Origin of the sequence: Proteiniborus sp. MB09-C3 (assembly GCF_030263895.1) — a bacterium.
Taxonomy (GTDB): Bacteria; Bacillota; Clostridia; order Tissierellales; family Proteiniboraceae; genus Proteiniborus.
The window spans coordinates 1,578,188-1,596,093 of sequence record NZ_CP127161.1; the positions used below are offsets into that span (position 1 = coordinate 1,578,188).

General features: G+C 35.2%; 19 protein-coding genes. All 19 read left to right on the forward strand.

Annotated features, from left to right (window positions below; translation table 11 throughout):
• Positions 1 to 17 precede the first annotated feature (17 nt).
• The 19 genes from rlmD to QO263_RS07645 all read left to right on the forward strand — a co-directional run bounded on the left by rlmD (position 18) and on the right by QO263_RS07645 (position 17,900).
• Positions 18 to 1,397, forward strand: coding sequence for a 23S rRNA (uracil(1939)-C(5))-methyltransferase RlmD (rlmD, locus tag QO263_RS07555; protein WP_285628371.1), 1,380 nt, complete (start codon positions 18 to 20; stop codon positions 1,395 to 1,397).
• 260 nt (positions 1,398 to 1,657) lie between these two features.
• A complete protein-coding gene (locus QO263_RS07560) occupies positions 1,658 to 2,206 on the forward strand; it encodes a phosphotransferase-like protein (RefSeq protein WP_285628374.1) in 549 nt (182 codons plus the stop codon).
• Positions 2,207 to 2,367: 161 nt separating this feature from the next.
• Complete coding sequence (locus QO263_RS07565; RefSeq protein ID WP_285628378.1) at positions 2,368 to 3,054, forward strand: hypothetical protein; 687 nt, start codon at positions 2,368 to 2,370, stop codon at positions 3,052 to 3,054.
• Between the two features lie 20 nt (positions 3,055 to 3,074).
• Entirely contained in the window at positions 3,075 to 4,745 is a 1,671-nt protein-coding gene (locus tag QO263_RS07570) for an antirestriction protein ArdA (RefSeq protein ID WP_285628380.1), read from the forward strand.
• Entirely contained in the window at positions 4,738 to 5,037 is a 300-nt protein-coding gene (locus QO263_RS07575) for a DUF4314 domain-containing protein (protein WP_285628383.1), read from the forward strand. Before QO263_RS07570 ends, QO263_RS07575 begins: the two co-directional genes overlap by 8 nt.
• Before the next feature lie 183 nt (positions 5,038 to 5,220).
• A complete protein-coding gene (locus tag QO263_RS07580; protein WP_285628386.1) occupies positions 5,221 to 5,559 on the forward strand; it encodes a hypothetical protein in 339 nt (112 codons plus the stop codon).
• Positions 5,560 to 5,577: 18 nt separating this feature from the next.
• Positions 5,578 to 6,438 (forward strand): DNA adenine methylase, encoded by an 861-nt coding sequence (locus tag QO263_RS07585; protein WP_285628389.1) that lies wholly within the window; start codon positions 5,578 to 5,580, stop codon positions 6,436 to 6,438.
• On the forward strand, positions 6,425 to 6,922 hold the full coding sequence (locus QO263_RS07590) for a hypothetical protein (protein WP_285628392.1): 498 nt from the start codon (positions 6,425 to 6,427) through the stop codon (positions 6,920 to 6,922). Before QO263_RS07585 ends, QO263_RS07590 begins: the two co-directional genes overlap by 14 nt.
• A 17-nt stretch (positions 6,923 to 6,939) precedes the next feature.
• The gene (locus tag QO263_RS07595) at positions 6,940 to 7,497 is read left to right on the forward strand and encodes a YodL domain-containing protein (RefSeq protein ID WP_285628395.1); all 558 of its coding nucleotides are present in this window, start codon (positions 6,940 to 6,942) and stop codon (positions 7,495 to 7,497) included.
• A gap of 24 nt (positions 7,498 to 7,521) precedes the next feature.
• The gene (locus QO263_RS07600; protein WP_285628398.1) at positions 7,522 to 7,752 is read left to right on the forward strand and encodes a DUF6133 family protein; all 231 of its coding nucleotides are present in this window, start codon (positions 7,522 to 7,524) and stop codon (positions 7,750 to 7,752) included.
• 17 nt (positions 7,753 to 7,769) lie between these two features.
• Positions 7,770 to 11,735, forward strand: coding sequence for an S-layer homology domain-containing protein (locus QO263_RS07605; protein ID WP_285628400.1), 3,966 nt, complete (start codon positions 7,770 to 7,772; stop codon positions 11,733 to 11,735).
• Between the two features lie 14 nt (positions 11,736 to 11,749).
• On the forward strand, positions 11,750 to 11,980 hold the full coding sequence (locus QO263_RS07610) for a DUF6133 family protein (protein ID WP_502928703.1): 231 nt from the start codon (positions 11,750 to 11,752) through the stop codon (positions 11,978 to 11,980).
• Positions 11,970 to 12,392, forward strand: a complete 423-nt coding sequence (locus tag QO263_RS07615; RefSeq protein WP_285628403.1) for a prepilin peptidase — start codon at positions 11,970 to 11,972, stop codon at positions 12,390 to 12,392. Before QO263_RS07610 ends, QO263_RS07615 begins: the two co-directional genes overlap by 11 nt.
• 91 nt (positions 12,393 to 12,483) lie before the next feature.
• Complete coding sequence (cpaB, locus tag QO263_RS07620) at positions 12,484 to 13,326, forward strand: Flp pilus assembly protein CpaB (protein ID WP_285628406.1); 843 nt, start codon at positions 12,484 to 12,486, stop codon at positions 13,324 to 13,326.
• A 2-nt stretch (positions 13,327 to 13,328) separates the two neighbouring features.
• A complete protein-coding gene (locus QO263_RS07625) occupies positions 13,329 to 14,141 on the forward strand; it encodes an AAA family ATPase (protein WP_285628409.1) in 813 nt (270 codons plus the stop codon).
• A gap of 104 nt (positions 14,142 to 14,245) precedes the next feature.
• Positions 14,246 to 15,688, forward strand: a complete 1,443-nt coding sequence (locus QO263_RS07630) for an ATPase, T2SS/T4P/T4SS family (protein ID WP_352169720.1) — start codon at positions 14,246 to 14,248, stop codon at positions 15,686 to 15,688.
• Positions 15,685 to 16,614 (forward strand): type II secretion system F family protein, encoded by a 930-nt coding sequence (locus QO263_RS07635; protein WP_285628412.1) that lies wholly within the window; start codon positions 15,685 to 15,687, stop codon positions 16,612 to 16,614. Before QO263_RS07630 ends, QO263_RS07635 begins: the two co-directional genes overlap by 4 nt.
• A gap of 6 nt (positions 16,615 to 16,620) precedes the next feature.
• Positions 16,621 to 17,493 carry a type II secretion system F family protein gene (locus QO263_RS07640; RefSeq protein WP_285628415.1) on the forward strand — a complete coding sequence of 291 codons (873 nt, stop codon included), beginning with the start codon at positions 16,621 to 16,623 and terminating at the stop codon, positions 17,491 to 17,493.
• Positions 17,494 to 17,504: 11 nt separating this feature from the next.
• On the forward strand, positions 17,505 to 17,900 hold the full coding sequence (locus tag QO263_RS07645) for a DUF4320 family protein (protein WP_285628418.1): 396 nt from the start codon (positions 17,505 to 17,507) through the stop codon (positions 17,898 to 17,900).
• Positions 17,901 to 17,906 lie beyond the last annotated feature (6 nt).

Here is a 17,906-nt window from a genome sequence, read left to right on the forward strand (position 1 = left end):
ATTTAAGGAGAGATTAGATGAATATTCCAGTCAATAAGGGAAATATAATTGAAGGTGAAATAATAGATATAAGCCATGAAGGGAATGGGGTTGTGAAGCTTGAAGGCTATACGATATTTACTGAAGGCGGATTAATAGGGGATAAAGTATCTGTTATAATAACAGAAATAAAAAAGAGCTATGCATTAGGGAAGACAGTCAAAATAATAGAGCCTTCTAAGCATAGGGTAGATACTAAATGCAGCATTTCAGATTATTGTGGAGGATGTTCGCTTCAAGGCTTAGACTACAAAATGCAGCTAGAATTTAAGACAAATAAGGTAAAGAATGATATCAAGAGAATTGGTGGTTTAGATGAAGTAGCTATCCATAATATCATTGGAATGGACAATCCAAATAGATATAGGAATAAGGTTCAAATACCAGTAGGTATGGAAAATGGAGAAGCAGTAATTGGTTTTTATAAAAAAGGAAGCCATGATATTGCTAATATAGATACTTGTGTAATTCAGCATGATGTAGCAGACAAGGCTATAGGAGCAATAAGAGAGTACATCAAAGAATTTAAGATAGAACCATATGATAATAAAACTGGAAAGGGACTTTTAAGACATATTATAGTTAAGAATTCTTTCAAAACAGGGGATACAATGGTTGTTCTAGTTACAAACGGGAATATACTTCCTCATTCAGACCAGTTTATCAAAAAGCTTAGAGATAGAATTCCAGAGCTTAAAACTGTCATCCAGAATATAAATACTAAGAAAACTAATTTGGTAATGGGAGCTAAGTCACAAGTAATTTATGGAGAAGAAAAGATAATCGATTATATAGGGAATTTGAAGTTTTACATATCAGCGGAATCATTTTTCCAGGTAAATCCTGTTCAAACAGAGGTGTTATATAGTAAGGCATTAGAATATGCAGATTTAAAAGGTAATGAAACGGTTTTTGATATATATTGTGGAATAGGAACCATATCTCTTTTTCTAGCCCAAAAAGCTAAAAAGGTATATGGCATAGAGTCAGTGAATCAAGCAATTAAGGATGCAAAAGAAAATGCAAGAATCAATGGCATAGAAAATGTAGAATTTCATAGTGGCAATGCAGAGGAAATATTCCCTAAACTCTACGAAAAAGGCATAAAAGCGGATGTAGTTGTAGTAGATCCACCAAGAAAAGGCTGTGACCCACAAGTCATAGATACAATAATAAAAATGAAACCTGAAAAGGTAGTCTATGTTTCCTGTAATCCATCAACTTTAGCTAGAGATTTGAAGGTATTAAGTGAAAATGGGTTTAAGGTAATGGAAGTGCAGCCGGTGGATATGTTTCCGTGGACTGGGCACGTTGAGAGTATAATTCTGATGACGTATTGTGGTTCGAAGGAGAAATAATAGGGTTTGGCACAACATATAGTGGGTTGAGGGCGATTTTGGAGCAAAACAAGAGCAAAAAAACACCGTTTTTTGACCCCTATTTTTGGGGTGATTTATAGATGACATAGGGTAAAACGAATGATTGCAGAGAAAAAATGGAAATCTTAGTTGATAAACTGATGGATAAATTATATTATATATTTTAGAAGATGTAGAGTAGAAAAACATGAACTATTTATACGCAATTAGACAAATAGGAATTTATATGGAGGATAAAGATGAGTAAGAAAATTATATTACTTAATGGGCCGTCCAGTAGTGGTAAATCGACATTGGCAGTCACACTACAAAAATTTATAAAAGATAAGAAAAATGAGGAATACGGAATAATTTCAATTGATGATTTTCTTAAAATGTCAACAGGTGAAGTGATATATGAGGACGATGTATTTGAGATATCTTCAAAACTTTGCGATAAAGCAATTGAAATGCTTGATTCACAACAAGGTGTTATTATCGATCATGTAATTACAAGTGAGCGAATCTTTAAGCAACTAATTGAGGCTTTGAGATTATACGACATTTACTTGATACATGTTACTTGTCCACTGTTAGAGTTAATAAGAAGGGAAAAAGAGAGAAAAAGCAGATGTTTGGGTTCTGCAGAAGCATCTTATCAGTATTTGTTCCCAAAAGACGACTATGATTTGACAGTTGATACATTTCAATTATCTGTAGAAGACTGTTCGTTACAGATTATTGATATATTGAATTTTAAGACAAATTCCAATTTGCACCACAAACAATTATTTGAAAACAAAAAATGAAAACTATAAATGCACTGAGATAAAAAATCTTGGTGCATTTATTTTATATAAATCTAAAACTAAATAAAGAAACCCAAAGAGGCGAAGTCTTCGGTCAACTAATGATCGATAGTCTTCGCCTCTTTTTTATTTCAATAAACCAATAGAAAGGACTGAGAACAATGTCAAGATATTTTATGTATGGAACATCCTTAGAAGGAATAGAGCAGCTAATGATGCTGGCACCTAATTTTCCTCAAAGAAGAAGTGGAATAGTCATTAATAATCACTTTAATTGTGAAGGAGGAATTAGTATTTGTAATGGTTGTGTAGCAAAGGTTAAAAGCAGAGGTAACCCTAATGACTGCTCTTGTTTCAAAGAAAAACTAGAGGCAGATGAAATTGGATATACGGATCTGATAAGAGATTGCTTTGAAAGTATAAAAAACTATGCTCTAAAAGAAAGATTGAAATTACTTAGTAATAGATTTGCTGGAGAACTATTTTTAAATCATAACCACAAGGGAAGATTTTATCATTTAATTCAGAAACAAGATATTGATATAGAGAATGGATCGCCAAGCTACCTTGCAGTAATATTTCTTCTTACTGCTGATGAAGTATTATGGAACATCTCGGAGCATGCGGTCTGTTTAAAAAATGGATTTAATTTTTCACAGATACATCTTAGACAAATTAGTACAGAAGGCTATGCCCTTTACCAAACGGCAAAAACTATATCGACAGGAAAAGAATATATAAGAATCAGTGAGATAGCAGATAAAGAACTTATTGATGATACTGCATTTAAGATAATAATTAACGCATCATTAATTGCAAAGTATGGTGCAGATGTATTTTCAATTTAAAAATAGGATGGAGGATAGATATGCTAATTAGATTAAAAAGAATCGACAGAAAAGAAGATGAGTCAATTATGTTTAATTTTCCTTATGAGGAAAGCGGAATATCCAAAGTATATAATCAACTGGAAGTTGAAGTTTCAACTGCTCCCAACTGCTATATTGAAGAAGTGGTCTATGATTCAGATATGAATGAAGTTCTAAAAGGTAAACAATGTAACATAGATGATTTAAATTTCTTATTTAAGAGGATGGATAGTTTCGATACAAAGGAAAGAAAAGTATTTTTAGCTTCTGCCTTTGCAGAAAACCCTAAGACTGTGGCAGAGTTAATCAATCTAAGCTTTAATACTCATTGCTATAGCCTTGTAAGTGACTTTAATAATCTAGAAACCGTAGGAAAAGATTTATATCTATCAGAAAAGCAAGCAGTAGCAACTAGAGAATTAGAAGAGCTTGATGGTGGAGCCTTTGCAATGGAAGTGATAAAAAATAATCCTAATTCTAGAATTACTCCTTATGGAGTTTTATATAAAAATAGCAATGAACCAGAACAAATATATAATGGCAAGCAGTTTCCCCTATACCATTGGAAAGAAACTGTAGCAACAATACAGCTGACCGCAAAAGGTGAAAATGAATTTATCTATCTTCCTTGTTCTGATGTTGAAATTGAAAAGGCACTGTTGAGATTAGAAACTCCTTACTTACATGATTGTGAAGTTGCAATTGAAAGCCATAACTTTTCAGATAGAATAATAAATATTATTTCTGCTGATACAATACCATTAATTAAGATAGATACCTTAAATAATTTAGCAGAATATTATAAGGAAATAGGCAACCATGATATAGAATATTTTAAAAAACTTATGGACTATGTTAAACCTCGAACTGTTGAAGAAATCTTTACACTAGCAGATTCTATGTATGAATTTGAACTATTTGATGGTATCCATAGTGTAGAAAGCTATGGAAGATATATGATTTGTGACTCGGGACATTTTGAATATGATTCAAATCTTGAGGAATACATTGACTTTAAAAGATATGGACAGGAGAAAATGGCACATGAATTTGGAGCGTTCTCAGAGAAAGGATATATCACTTACCATGGATATAATCAAAAACTTGCCAATTTATTATTTGAAAGTCTTGGAATGGTATTTCCTGAACAAGAAGAATTGAAAACCTTAAAACTGTATATGCCTCTTAGGATAACAACATATGATATAGAAAATGAATATGGTTATAAAGAGTATACAAATGAACCACAGGAAATTTCAAATGCTGAAGTAGTTGAATATCTAGATGTAATCCTGAAGGCAATAGAGGAAAATAATCTTCCAGAAGAAGATCAAAGAGGTCTGATGAGATATTATGATGACCATGACAGTGTTAATGCAAAAGTATCCAAGTATGTGTTTTCTGTTGAAATCGTAGAAGGAGAACTAATGGGGGTAGCTATTCTTACTTTAAATGATGAATTGACTCCAAAGGAGCTGGAAAAGATTAAAGATAATATAATCGGTCAGTCTTCTGACGGCTGGGGAGAGGGTTTTGAGCAGAGAGAGATTAGTACTGATATGGGAGATATTTATGTTAGCTTTTGGGACAGCGATAACTGGTTTATTAAAACAGCTGAAGAAATGGGTATAGAAGAAAATCAAAAAATGGGAGGTATGAAATTTGAATAATGATAGGAATCAAGTAGAAAGAATTAAAAATGGCTATCCTGTAGGCACACGAATTGAATTAATTCAGGCAATGGATGATGTTCAAGGTGTTGAAAAAGGTACAAAGGGAACAGTGCTAGGGGTAGATGACATTGGAACCATACACATGAAATGGGATAATGGCAGAGGTCTTGGCCTTATTCCCGGAGAAGACAATTTCAAAGTGTTATCTCGTCCACAGGAAGAAGAGATGAAAGAGTCAGATGAGCCGTCCAAAGAGCAATCACAAGGTATGGGAGGAATAAGTTTATAAAATAAAAGAGAACTTGGTGTACTAAGATAGCACGGAAGATATCCGTGTTTTTTTAATATCTAAAGACAGATAAGGCCGATTGTTTGCTGTAAATTACAGCATAGCAGTCGGCCTTTTTTTGTTGCCTAAAAACAATCATATCCACAGTGTTATGAAACATGGCATGAGAAAGGAGGCGAGGAGGTGGAACATGATTTTTTAATTTACATGAAAGAGTATCATACAGGAACCTCTAAGGCAGTACCTAGTGCATATCTGCAAGGTAGATTTTGTATTAGTTCAAGAACTGTTAGGAAATTAGTCAATCAATTAAGAAATGATGGCAATCCCATATGCAGTGGCGACAATGGATATTATTATGCTGCAGATAGAAAAGAACTACTTGCTAGTATAGGACAGATGACAAGTCGAATTAGAGAAATTGCAAAAGCAAAGAGAGGATTAGTCAAAGCTTTAGAGCATTTTCCAGATGCAAGTGGACAATTGAGATTAGACCTTGATAAAGAGGTAAGAGAGAGGTGATGAAGTATTAATAGTTTTATGAGCTGGATAGGTGGCAAGAAATCTTTAAGAGATTTAATTGTATCCCTCTTTCCCTTATATTATGAACGGTATATAGAAGTGTTTGGAGGTGGAGGTTGGGTATTATTTCATAAGCCACCGGGCAATGATTTTGAAGTATATAACGATTTTAATGGACTTTTAACCAATCTTTATCGTTGTGTAAGGGAGAAACCAAACGAATTAATAGATGCACTATATTTTGTGTTAAACTCCCGTGAGGATTTCAACATAGTAAGGGAGGCACTTGCAAGAGACAGTCCTACCAGTGATGTAATAAGAGCCTCATATTTTTATCAATTGATTCGCTATAGCTATGCATCAGGCCTTACTAGCTTCGGAAGTCAGCCTCATGATATGTGGAGCAACTTTCCAATAATTGAACAGGCACATAGAAGACTTAGCAAAGTAGTGGTTGAAAATAAAGATTTTGAAAAGCTGATAAGGCAGTATGACCGCCCTGTAAGCTTTTTCTATGCAGATCCACCCTATTTTGAAACAGAAAAGTATTATAAGAATGTTGGTGAAGATGGGTTTAAGAAAGAGGATCATATAAGACTTAGGGATACCCTGATGGGCATTGGGGGAAAGTTCTTACTTTCCTACAATGATTGTTCTTTTATCAGAGAGCTATACGATGCACCAAACATCCAGATTGAAAGCTACACCCGTATCAATAATATTAAACAGCGCTATGATAATGGTGCCCAGTTTCCTGAAATACTGGTGGCAAATTATGATATGCACGAAAGGGAGATAAATTCTCCATCACAAATTAATTTATTTGAAATGAAAAATGGACTAGGAAAACAAGGAGGAATTTATAATGAAAATGATTAAAGAATCTTTAGACAACAACATTAGTTTACCAAATGAAATACTTAATGCAGCAGACCTTATAGGGTGTGAAGAAATTGAATTTAATACCTTAGAGAATGCTGTTGTTGCCATGAAAACAACGATGAATGCAATGGAGCTTATAAAGGTGGCAGAGGGACTTAAAAATCTCTCAGAAGAATTAATCGTTCATCTAGCAGGCATTTGTGGGAGATGTCATGATTGCTCCTACTGCGATAGATTTGAAGAATATGATGAGATTATCGTTCCTGATTATCTCCTTGAAGAAGCTGGTATTCCAAAGGATGCAAAACTTTGTGCTTGTACAGAAGAAGACAGTGGGGAAATCATAGTGATGCAAGCAGATTATGACTATGATATAGCTGATGTACCAAAGTTTGTTATTGATATCTTTGAGATGTCAGGTATCTGCATCATGGAATTAGAAGAAAGGATTATGATGGAGGATATTGTCTATGGAGATTAAATGATGGGAGGTGCTTTATGACAGGAATTGAACTTAAAAATGGCTGTATATTTTACTATGGAAATCCTTCAGGATATGTGGAAGACGGCATAGCAATAGTAGATTCTATGTTTCAAAATGATGAATTTAGCCAGTGGATTAGCAACCGTAAGCTTACAGCAAAATGGACAGAGGGGGTGTTTGAAAGACTTTCAAAAGAAGGTGTACTCCTTATTAATAATGAAAGACCAGTACCACTTAAAGACTGTCGTATCTGGCAGTTAAGAGCTGATATAAGTCCTGAATGTAAGTTTATTGGATATGAGGAACTAAAAGAAAGCTTTGGAGAGCCAGATAAAAATAACTATGAGCTTGTATATGAAGGAGAAATAGAAACAAATGATTTAGAATCTATCTATTCAAAGTTTAATCTAAATCATCCTCGTGGATTTACTGGACACTCACTGTCAATGTCTGATGTAGTTGAACTATATGATGACAATGGCAGTGAGTTTTATTATGTAGACCGTTTTGGATTTAAAGAAATTGATTTTGAGCAACAGAATCAAATACAAGATATGGATATGAGTATTTAAAATAAAAATAATGGAGGAAACAGGATGAAAAATATCTTAAGAAAAGCAAATGAATTTATAACAAGAAAGGCTGTCGCAGCAAAGGTAGCAGTTAGTAATAACCATGGTGAAGGTTATATTGATACAGCTGTAAAGATTTTAATTGCTGTTGTTTTAGGTGCATTGCTCCTTGCTGGACTTTATGCATTATTTGGTGAAGTAGTAATGCCAACATTAGAAGAGCGAATCAATGAAATGTTTAACTATGCAGGCTAAAAGGGGGAAAGTTTAAAATGAATCATAAGTCAAAGAGAGTAATCAATATTCTATTGGTAGTTTGTATCTTAATTACCAGTTTTGTAGGTTCTGCCTATGCAACAAGGTTCGTATTTTCTGATAGTGTAGGTCATTGGGCTGAGGATGCAATTAATAATCTTTCAAAAAAGGGTGTAATTCATGGATATCCGGATGGACTTTCTCATCCAGATGAAATAATTAAAAGGGGAGAATTTTCAGCTCTTTTAGCAAGAATCATGGAACTTGAGCCAAAGGGAACAAATACGGTTAACATAGTATTTGAGGATATTGCAGGACATTTTGCTCAAAAAGAAATTGAGGCACTTATTGATGAAGGCATTATCATCAAAGAAGAATATGGTGCTAAATATTTTCCAGATGAGCCTATCACTCGATTGGAAATGATTAAAATGTTAGTTAGAGCTATAGGCAAGGATAATCATAGCGTAGATTGTCCTTGTAATACAGGGTTTATCGATGAAGATGATTTGTCGGAAGAGGAACGTGAGTATATTTGTGCTGGCAAACATTATAATATAATCTCTGGTTATCCAGACGGAACAATACGTCCTGACGGAGAGGCAACACGAGGTGAAGCCTTTGAAATCCTTGATAAGCATGATGAAATTAAAGAGATAATTAAGCAAGAAGAAACCACTGATAAAATAGAAGAAGATGTTGTAGATTCTCCTGATGTGGAGCAAGAAGATAAGCCTTCAGATAATGGTTCATCCTCAAATGGAGGTTCATCTTATGTACCAGCACCGAAATATGATTATACACTTCCAAACACGGCTTATGTAGGAGAAGAAATAAAAATTATCCCAAATAGCAGTAATGTAAAATCTGTAGCATGGACAGTTACTAAAAATGGTATTCCTACCGAGATTTCCTATGTGTTAGATGGGGAAGTGAAAGCAGAAGGTGGAGTAATTAAAATTAAGTCTACAGGTAGTTATACATTTTCGGCTACAGCGTTAAACAGTAGGGGCAAGGCAGTTGTCTGTGAACAGACTATAAGCATTTATCCAGTTGTATCAGCACAATTTAAGCTGCCTGAAACAGCACATACTGATACTACAGTAGTTGTGGATCTTGTTACTAAGAATCTAGAAGATAATTCCTTGGTATGGACGATTAAAAAAGATGGCAAAGAAATAGACCTTGAAATTGTAATTACAGGAGAACTTACAGGAAGTGGTGGCTTAATCTTATTTAAAACTAATGGAGTATATGAATTAAGTGCCACAATTACTGATGAGTTAGGTAAAGAAGTTAAAGTATCAGATATTATTACTGTATATCCATTAGCAGAAATAAAAATGGACCTTGCAAATATTACCCATACAGATAAGACTATCACATTAAATACAGAAACAAAGAATGCAGAGGAAATGGAGAGTGTGTGGTCACTTACTCAAAATGGTAAAGAAGTTATTATTGAAGATTTCATTGAAGGTAACATTCAGGTAGGAGAAAGTAATATACGTTTTAAAGAAAAAGGAGTATATAATCTAACTATTTCATTGAGTGATAAGACCGGAAGAGTATTCAAGGAAACTGTAGCTATTACAGTATATCCTGTAGGCTCAGCCGGTTTTTATCTTCCTGAAATATTTCATACAGATGATACCATAAAAGTTGAAGCTACTTTTGGAGAAATCGGAGATCATATTGCTGATTGGTCCCTTGTAAAAGATGGTAAGGAGGTTGAGCTTACTAACTTCATCATTGGTAAACTTTCAAATGATGGTGGAATGATCCGATTTATTCAGAAGGGAAAATACACTCTAAAGGCAACGTTCACTGATGATGGAGGAAGAACTTATAACTATGAGCAAGCACTCAAAGTCTATCCTGTGCCATCCGTGAGCTATACACTCCCTAAATATGTTCATACTGATAGTGAGATTAGTGTAGATGTAGATAGTACAGAACTTGATGGACTAAAGATTGAATGGCTAGTTGATAATACTTTTGGTTTTCAGGACTGGTCAACCTATGTAGATGGTAAGTTAGATAATAACGGTGGAAATATTCGATTCAAAAGAGCTGGCATATATGAATTAGTAGCTAGAATTACTGATGATACTGGCAGAGTATTTCTTTTTGAAGTGGGTGGCAAAACGGAAGTACTTCCTGTGTTAAATATAGGATTTGAACTGCCTGTTCTAGCATACACCGACAGCATAATTGATATTAGAACACATGGCAACAACAACGTACTGCCTGTGGAATGGAGTATTACAAAAGACGATAAAATTATTTCTGAAAACAAAGCATTCGATGGTAGCTTAAATGCACATAGTGGAAAAATCACTTTTCTTGAAGAAGGGGAATATGTTCTAACTGCAACAATGACAGATTTTCTAAAAAGGAGTTTCTCACATTCCCAAAATATAACCATAAAGCCTGTTGTAGAGTATAGTTTTACAATGCCTGAATCAATTCATTATGGCAAAGAGTTTGAAGTAGAAACCACTTCTGAAAATCTTGGAAATAATGAGGTTCAGTGGACATTAGAAAAAGTAAGTGAACCAGCTTCTTTTAGTGGAGAACTTGCAAATGATGGAGGTAAGATCTCAATATCAGATATAGGGGGATTTACTCTTATCGCTACAATTACAGATAGTGAAGGTAGGATGTTTACTCATTCGGAAAATATCTCTGTTACTAATACAGCACCAACAGTGACGATAACAGCTATACCTACTCGAACTGTTAAAAATGGTAAGTTCTTCGTTGATATCAAGGTAGCTGCTAATGATGCAGATGGGGATGCAACTACCTTGGAATATGAAGGAACAACTGCTGATAACTACTATTCAGTAGGTACACATACCATTAAAGTTCGAGCAAAAGATATAGCAGATGCATATTCACCATGGGTAGAAAAGAGTTTTACAGTTATAAACTCAGCACCAACAGTGACGATAACTGCTACACCAACACGAACTGTTAAGAATGGTAAATTCTTTGTTGATATTAAGGCAGTTGCTAATGATGCAGATGGGGATGCAACAACCTTGGAATATGACGGAACAACAGCTGATAACTACTATTCAGTAGGTACACACACCATCCGAGTACGAGCAAAGGATATAGCAGATGTTTATTCACCATGGATGGAAAAGAGCTTTACAGTTATAAATTCAGCACCAACAGTAACACTAACCGCTACACCAACTAGAACCGTTAAAAATGGTAAGTTCTTTGTTGATATTAAGGCAGTTGCAAATGATGCAGATGGAGATGCAACAACCTTGGAATATGAAGGAACAACAGCTGATAACTACTATTCGGTAGGTACACACACCATTAAAGTACGAGCAAAGGACATAGCTGGTGCTTATTCACCATGGGTAGAAAAGAGTTTTACAATTGTAAACTCAGCTCCAACGGCTCCTGTAATTAGTAGAACTCCAAATGGAAATAGTGTTGCCCCTGGAACAAAGGTGACTATTACAGCTAGTAGTACTGATGCAGATAACGATCCAATTACCTATATTTGGGAAGGACGTAATGCAGAACAACAGGTATATCCGTTAGGGAAAAATGTAGTTCGTGTTAAGGCAGTAGATTCCACAGGTGCAGAATCTCCTTGGGCAGCAATTGTGTTCTTTGTTGCTGATTCCAATGGTGGTGGAGGAATGACTTTGACAGGTCCAGATTCTGTTATTTTAGAAAATGGATTAGAAGGAGCAACTATAACTGAATATACTTTTACTGTTCCACCTGTATCAGGACATAGCGGAAGTGACCATGGCCGAGTTCGAGGATACAATGTATTGACAAAGCAGTGGGATCAGCTTGATTATGGAACTACAAGCAATGGTATTACATTTAGTAGGACTCTTGGTGCTGGTGTTTATTCTAAACTAGAATTTTATTACTATACAAACCATAACTGTATGTATAACAAATCAAATATCACCTATTCTGTTAACTATCACTTTGAATAAATGGAGGAATCACTATGAGTAAGACAATGATAAAAACAAAAAACTTTTTAGTCAGACAAGCAGTGGCTGTAAAGATTGCAATTAACAATAACTGTGGAGAAGGGTATATTGATACTGCAGTAAAAATCCTTATTGCCGTAGTTTTAGGAGCATTGCTCCTTGCAGGCCTGTATGCATTATTCGGTGAAGTGGTTATGCCGACATTAGAAGAGCGAATCAAAGAAATGTTTAACTATGCAGGCTAGTAGCATCCTACAGGGGGTGCTTTTTTCTTCTCTGCTTTTGGTAGCATCTTATACGGATATTAAAAGAAGAGAAATTCCAGACACGGTCTGCGTACTCCTTGTATTAACAGGATTTCTGAAATTTAGTTTTCAAAATCTATTAGGAATATTTATTGCCTTGCCATTTCTTATAGCAGCAATGTTGAAAGAAAAAAGTATCGGAGGCGGAGATATTAAGCTAACTGCCGCAGTTGGGTTTGTCCTTGGATTTTGGAAAGGAATCTATGGATTAATAATAGGACTTACCTTATTGATATTGTTTTATATCATGTTAAGAATTTCATCAATCATCAGAAAAAAGCAGGTGGCAAAGAATTTATCTATGCCACTTGCTCCCTTTTTAGGGATAGGTTTTTTAATCATGTATTTTTAAATATCAGAGGTAATTGCATAGCGATTACTTCACACCATTGCAACGAGGTGGGGGCATCTTCACCTCGTTATAAATTAGGAGGGAATATACTATGAGTTTTTTAAAGAATAGGACAGTAGTTGGAGTGATTTGTATCGTATTGTCACTCCTTATTTGTTTTGGTATTACACCATTATTTAATAAAGGGATCAGTCAAAAGACAGAAATTATCCGTGTGACAAAGGAGATAAAATCAGGCGATGAAATTACAAAGGATATGGTCCAAGTAGTAGAAGTAGGTGGATTTAATCTGCCTGAAAATGTAATTCGTACCAAAGAAACAGCGATCGGTAAGTTTGCAGTTTCAGATTTAGGAATTGGAGATTATATTTTAAATACAAAATTATCAGAGATACCAGCAGCTGAAAATGCCTATTTATATAATCTAGATGGAAGTAAACAGGCAATGTCCATAACTATTAAGACCTTTGCAAATGGTCTTTCAGGAAAGCTACAAAGTGGAGATATTGTATCTGTTATTGCCCCTGATTATAAAAAGCAAGGTGCAACAGTTATCCCAGCAGAACTTAAATATGTAGAAGTGATTTCTGTAACAGCCTCATCAGGATATGATGCTAATACAAATGAACAAGGAACAGAAGATGAAAGAGAACTTCCATCAACGGTAACACTTCTAGTAACCCCTGAGCAAGGTAATATTCTAGCAGAACTAGAGGTAGATTCCAAATCCCACTTATCGCTTGTATATCGTGGAAGTCCAGAGAATACAAAGAAGTTTATTGATATGCAAGAGGAAATTATAAAAACTCTCTATTATCCAGAACCAGAAGAACAAACGGAAGATGTATCTGAAGAAGACATAGTAGAAGAGGCAATAGATAACTCAAACAAATCCTCTGAAGGAGTAGAAGAAACAGGAAGTGAGGTAGAGTAAAGATGTTAAATTTTAAGAAAAATAGTATTTTTACTCGCAATTTAAAGGGAGAAAATGTTCAGGAAGAAATCTTACATGGTGGTGTTTTAGCTGTTTGGGGAAGTCCCGGGAGTGGAAAAACAACAGTAGCTACAAAGATTGCAAAATATCTTGCGGATAAGAAAAAGAATGTAGTACTGGTATTGTGCGATATGACAGCACCAATGCTCCCATGCATCTGCCCACCACAAGAACTTGAATGCGAAAAATCATTAGGAAGTATCCTTGCTGCAACCCATGTAACAGAGTCGCTTGTAAAACACAATATGATTACTCATAAAAAGCTATCATACCTTACTATCCTTGGCATGTTAAAGGGAGAAAACGAATATACCTATCCGCCCTATTCAGAAGTGCAAGCAAGAGAGCTGATTGATAGCCTTCGTGAAATCGCACCATTTATTATTATAGATTGTGGCAGTTATATAGCAAATGATGTTTTATCTGCTGTTGCACTAATGGAGTCCGATTCCGTATTAAGACTTGCCAATTGTGATTTAAAAAGCATCAGTTATTTATCAAGTCAATTACCTCTTCTTCGTGATGGGAAATGGGATACAGATAAGCAATATAAAATAGCTTCAAACATTAAACCACAGCAAGGGGTAGACCATATGAGTCAAGCACTTGGAAGTGTAGCCTTTAAGCTTCCACATTCACAGGAACTTGAGGAACAATACCTAGCTGGAAATCTATTCGATGAATTATCCATGAAGGATAGCAAGGCATTTCGCAAAGAAATTGAGAAGATAGCAAGGGAGGTGTTTGGGTGTTAGGAAAGAAAAGAAATAGTTCTGTGTTTCTAAAGACAAAAGGGAAACAAAACGTGTCATCTACAAATGAAAAGGCAATATCAAAGACCTTCAAAAGGGCAATTGAAATGCTGGAAACTCAAGGAGTAGAGGGAAAAATAGAAGAGATACAAGAATCACAAGAAGTTCAAGAAACACAAAGGGAGTTAGGTTCTGAAAATAGAACTCACTCCCTGTTTTTTACCCCTGAAACAGAGGGTAAGGACTTTTCTACAGTTCTAAAGGACGTTCAAGAATATATTTCAAGTAATTATTCTGTTCTTATTACCGATGGAACTATGAAGGATTCTAAAGAGCAGATGAAACGATATATCTCTAAATATGTTCAGGACAGCAGAATCTCAGTAAAAGGTATGAGTGGCAATGAGTTAATTGATGCACTTTATACAGAGATGGCTGAGTATGGTTTTTTAACAAAATATATTTATGGAGAAGGTATTGAAGAAATAGACATTAACTCATGGAAAGATATCGAAGTGCAGTATTCTGATGGTAGAAATGAAAAGCTTAACGAACATTTTGATTCTCCTGAACATGCAATTAATGTAATAAGGAGAATGCTCCATGTTTCTGGTATGGTACTTGATAATGCTAGTCCCGCTGTACTTGGTCATCTTACAAAGAATATTCGTATTGCAGTGCTTAAAACTCCCTTAGTGGATGAAGATGTTGGTATTTCAGCCTCTATTCGTATTGTAAATCCTCAAAGTATGAAAAAAGAGGATTTTGTAGATGGTGGTACAGCAACAAATCCTATGCTTGAGTTTTTATCAGAATGTATTCGCTATGGTATTTCTGTTTGTGTGGCAGGAGCAACAAGCTCTGGTAAAACAACAATTGCTGGATGGTTACTAACTACAATTCCTAATAATAAGCGAATATTTACCATAGAAAATGGATCGCGTGAGCTTGCCTTGGTTCGTGAAAAAGAAGGAAGAGTAACTAATTCTGTTATTCATACCATAACACGTGATAGTGAGAATGAAAGGCAAAGAGTAGATCAGATTACCTTGCTTGATATGTCTTTGCGTTTTAATCCAGATATTATTGTAGTAGGAGAAATGCGTGGAGCAGAGGCTAATGCAGCACAGGAGGCAGCAAGAACAGGGGTAGCTGTTCTGACTACCATACATTCAAACTCGTGTGAGGCAACTTACAGGAGAATGGTATCCCTTTGCAAACGAGCAGTAGATATGTCAGATGAAACCCTAATGGGATATGTAACAGAGGCTTATCCTATTGTTGTGTTTTGTAAGCAACTTGAAAATAAGGAAAGAAAGATGATGGAGATAATGGAATGCGAGATCCTTCCAGATGGCACAAGGAATTACCGCCCATTATATCAATATGTGATTACTGAAAATCGTATGGAAGATGGGAAATTTATAATTAATGGTTACCATGAGCAGACTGGTAGCATTTCAGATAGCCTTAGTAAAAGATTCTTGGAAAATGGAATGCCAATTGACATTATAGAAAAACTGAAAACAAAGGAGGTGGAAACTCTATGAGTACCATCTTGTTGATTGCCTGTATCGGAATGATTACAGGTTTTTTTATTTTATTTGGAATCTCACCAATGGAGTTCACGGAAAACATATTTGAAAAGCTGATAAGTAAACCAAAGAGTATTAAGGATGAGATTAATGAGACTACAAAGCGAAAGAAGGTATCTTTTTTAAGACGTGAAATCATGGAAGTGCAAGAAATTTTAAAAGTTACAGGGAGAGAGAAGAGGTTTCCAATACTTTGTGCCTTTTCCTTATTATTGTTTGCTATGGGAGGATCTATTGCTATTATGCTGGGTAACTTTTTCTTAGTACCAGTGATGGCAATAGGCTTTATATTTCTACCATTTTGGTATATAAGGCTTACTCAAAGTTATTTTAAAAGGGATATTGCTGCAGAGTTAGAAACAGCACTAAGCATCATAACAACTGCTTATTTAAGAAATGAGGATATTCTTACTGCCGTTGAGGAAAATATGAACTACCTAAACCCACCAGTTCTGTCTGTATTTAAGGGTTTCGTTTCAAGGATAAAGCTGATAAACCCAGATATTATAGGGGCTTTGCAAGCTATGAAAGGACAGATTGATAATGCTGTGTTTCGTGAATGGTGTGATGCTTTAATAGCTTGTCAGCTTGACCGAAGTTTAAAGACAACCCTAACACCCATTGTAAGTAAACTATCGGATATGCGTGTAGTAAATGGAGAACTTGAAAATATGGTCTTTGAACCAAGAAAAGAATTCATTACCATGGTCATACTGGTCGTCGGAAATATACCTCTTTTGTATTTTCTAAACAAAGACTGGTACCACACTTTAATGCATTCAGCTTTGGGACAGATTATTATTTCTATTTGTGCTATGGCTATTTTTATATCAACAGCTTTAGTAATTAAATTAACCCAACCAATTGAGTATAGGAGGTAGCCGAATATGACAATTTTAATCTTTACATTTGGCATGTTGCTTGCCATTGGTTTGTTTCTAATTTCTGCTGATTTGCTGAAATTGCCAAGCATTGCAACACAAAAGGCTATGTTATCTGCTGGTAAACAGGGAAAAGAAAAAGCTAAAACCGTAGATGTACTTCTTATGGGATTGGCAGTAAAGCTTGCTAAATATATTCCTATGGATGAGTATAAAAAAAGCAGAATGAAAAACACATTAAATGCTGCTGGAATGAACCTGACTCCAGAAGAGTTCATTGCATCAGCGTTGCTAAAGTCGGGAATAATTGCACTACTAATTATTCCTTGTCTCATGATACTTCCAATTATTGCACCAATACTTATGTTTTTAAGCATTATCATATATTTTAAAGAAATTCGTAAAGCAGATGAGATATTAAAGATAAAGAAAGAAAAAATAGAAGTGGAACTGCCAAGATTTGTAGCAACCATTACTCAGGAGTTAAAGGCAAGCAGAGATGTATTGTCTATTATAGAGAACTATAAGAAAAATGCAGGAGAGGAATTTGCTGATGAGCTGGATATCTTAACAGCAGATATGCGCTCTTCTTCTTATGAGGCAGCACTTACAAGATTTGAGGCAAGGATTAATTCACCGATGCTATCAGATATTACTAGAGGATTGATTGGGGTATTGCGTGGAGATGATGGTTCCATGTATTTTCAAATGCTCTCCCATGATATGAAACAACTTGAGCTTCAAAGGTTAAAGGCACAGGCAATGAAAATACCACCTAAGATTCGAGTGTTTTCTTTTGTAATGCTTATGTGTTTCTTAATGACCTATATGGCCATTATTGTATATGAAATTATACGTTCCCTTAGTGGAATGTTCTAGGAGGTGTCTATGTGTTAAAAATCTTAAAATCCAAACAAGGAGAGGGATATATAGATGTTGCAATTCTTGTGCTTTGCTCCATGCTTGTTATTGCTCTTGCAGTGAGAGTATTTCCAGCTTATATTATAAAACAACAGGTAGATACCTTTGCTACAGAGCTTGTAAGGGAAGCAGAAATTGCAGGAAGGGTAGGAGCTGAAACTACAAATAGGGAGCTTTTACTTCGAGAGAAAACTGGTATTACACCAACGGTTAAATGGTCGAAGACAGGAAGAATTCAGTTAAATGAAGAGATAAGTGTTACTGTTACCTTTGAAACAAATATAGGTCTGTTTGGAGGATTTGGTTCTTTTCCTGTTACCTTAAGAGCTGATGCCGCTGGGAAATCAGAAGTATATTGGAAGTAGGTGAAA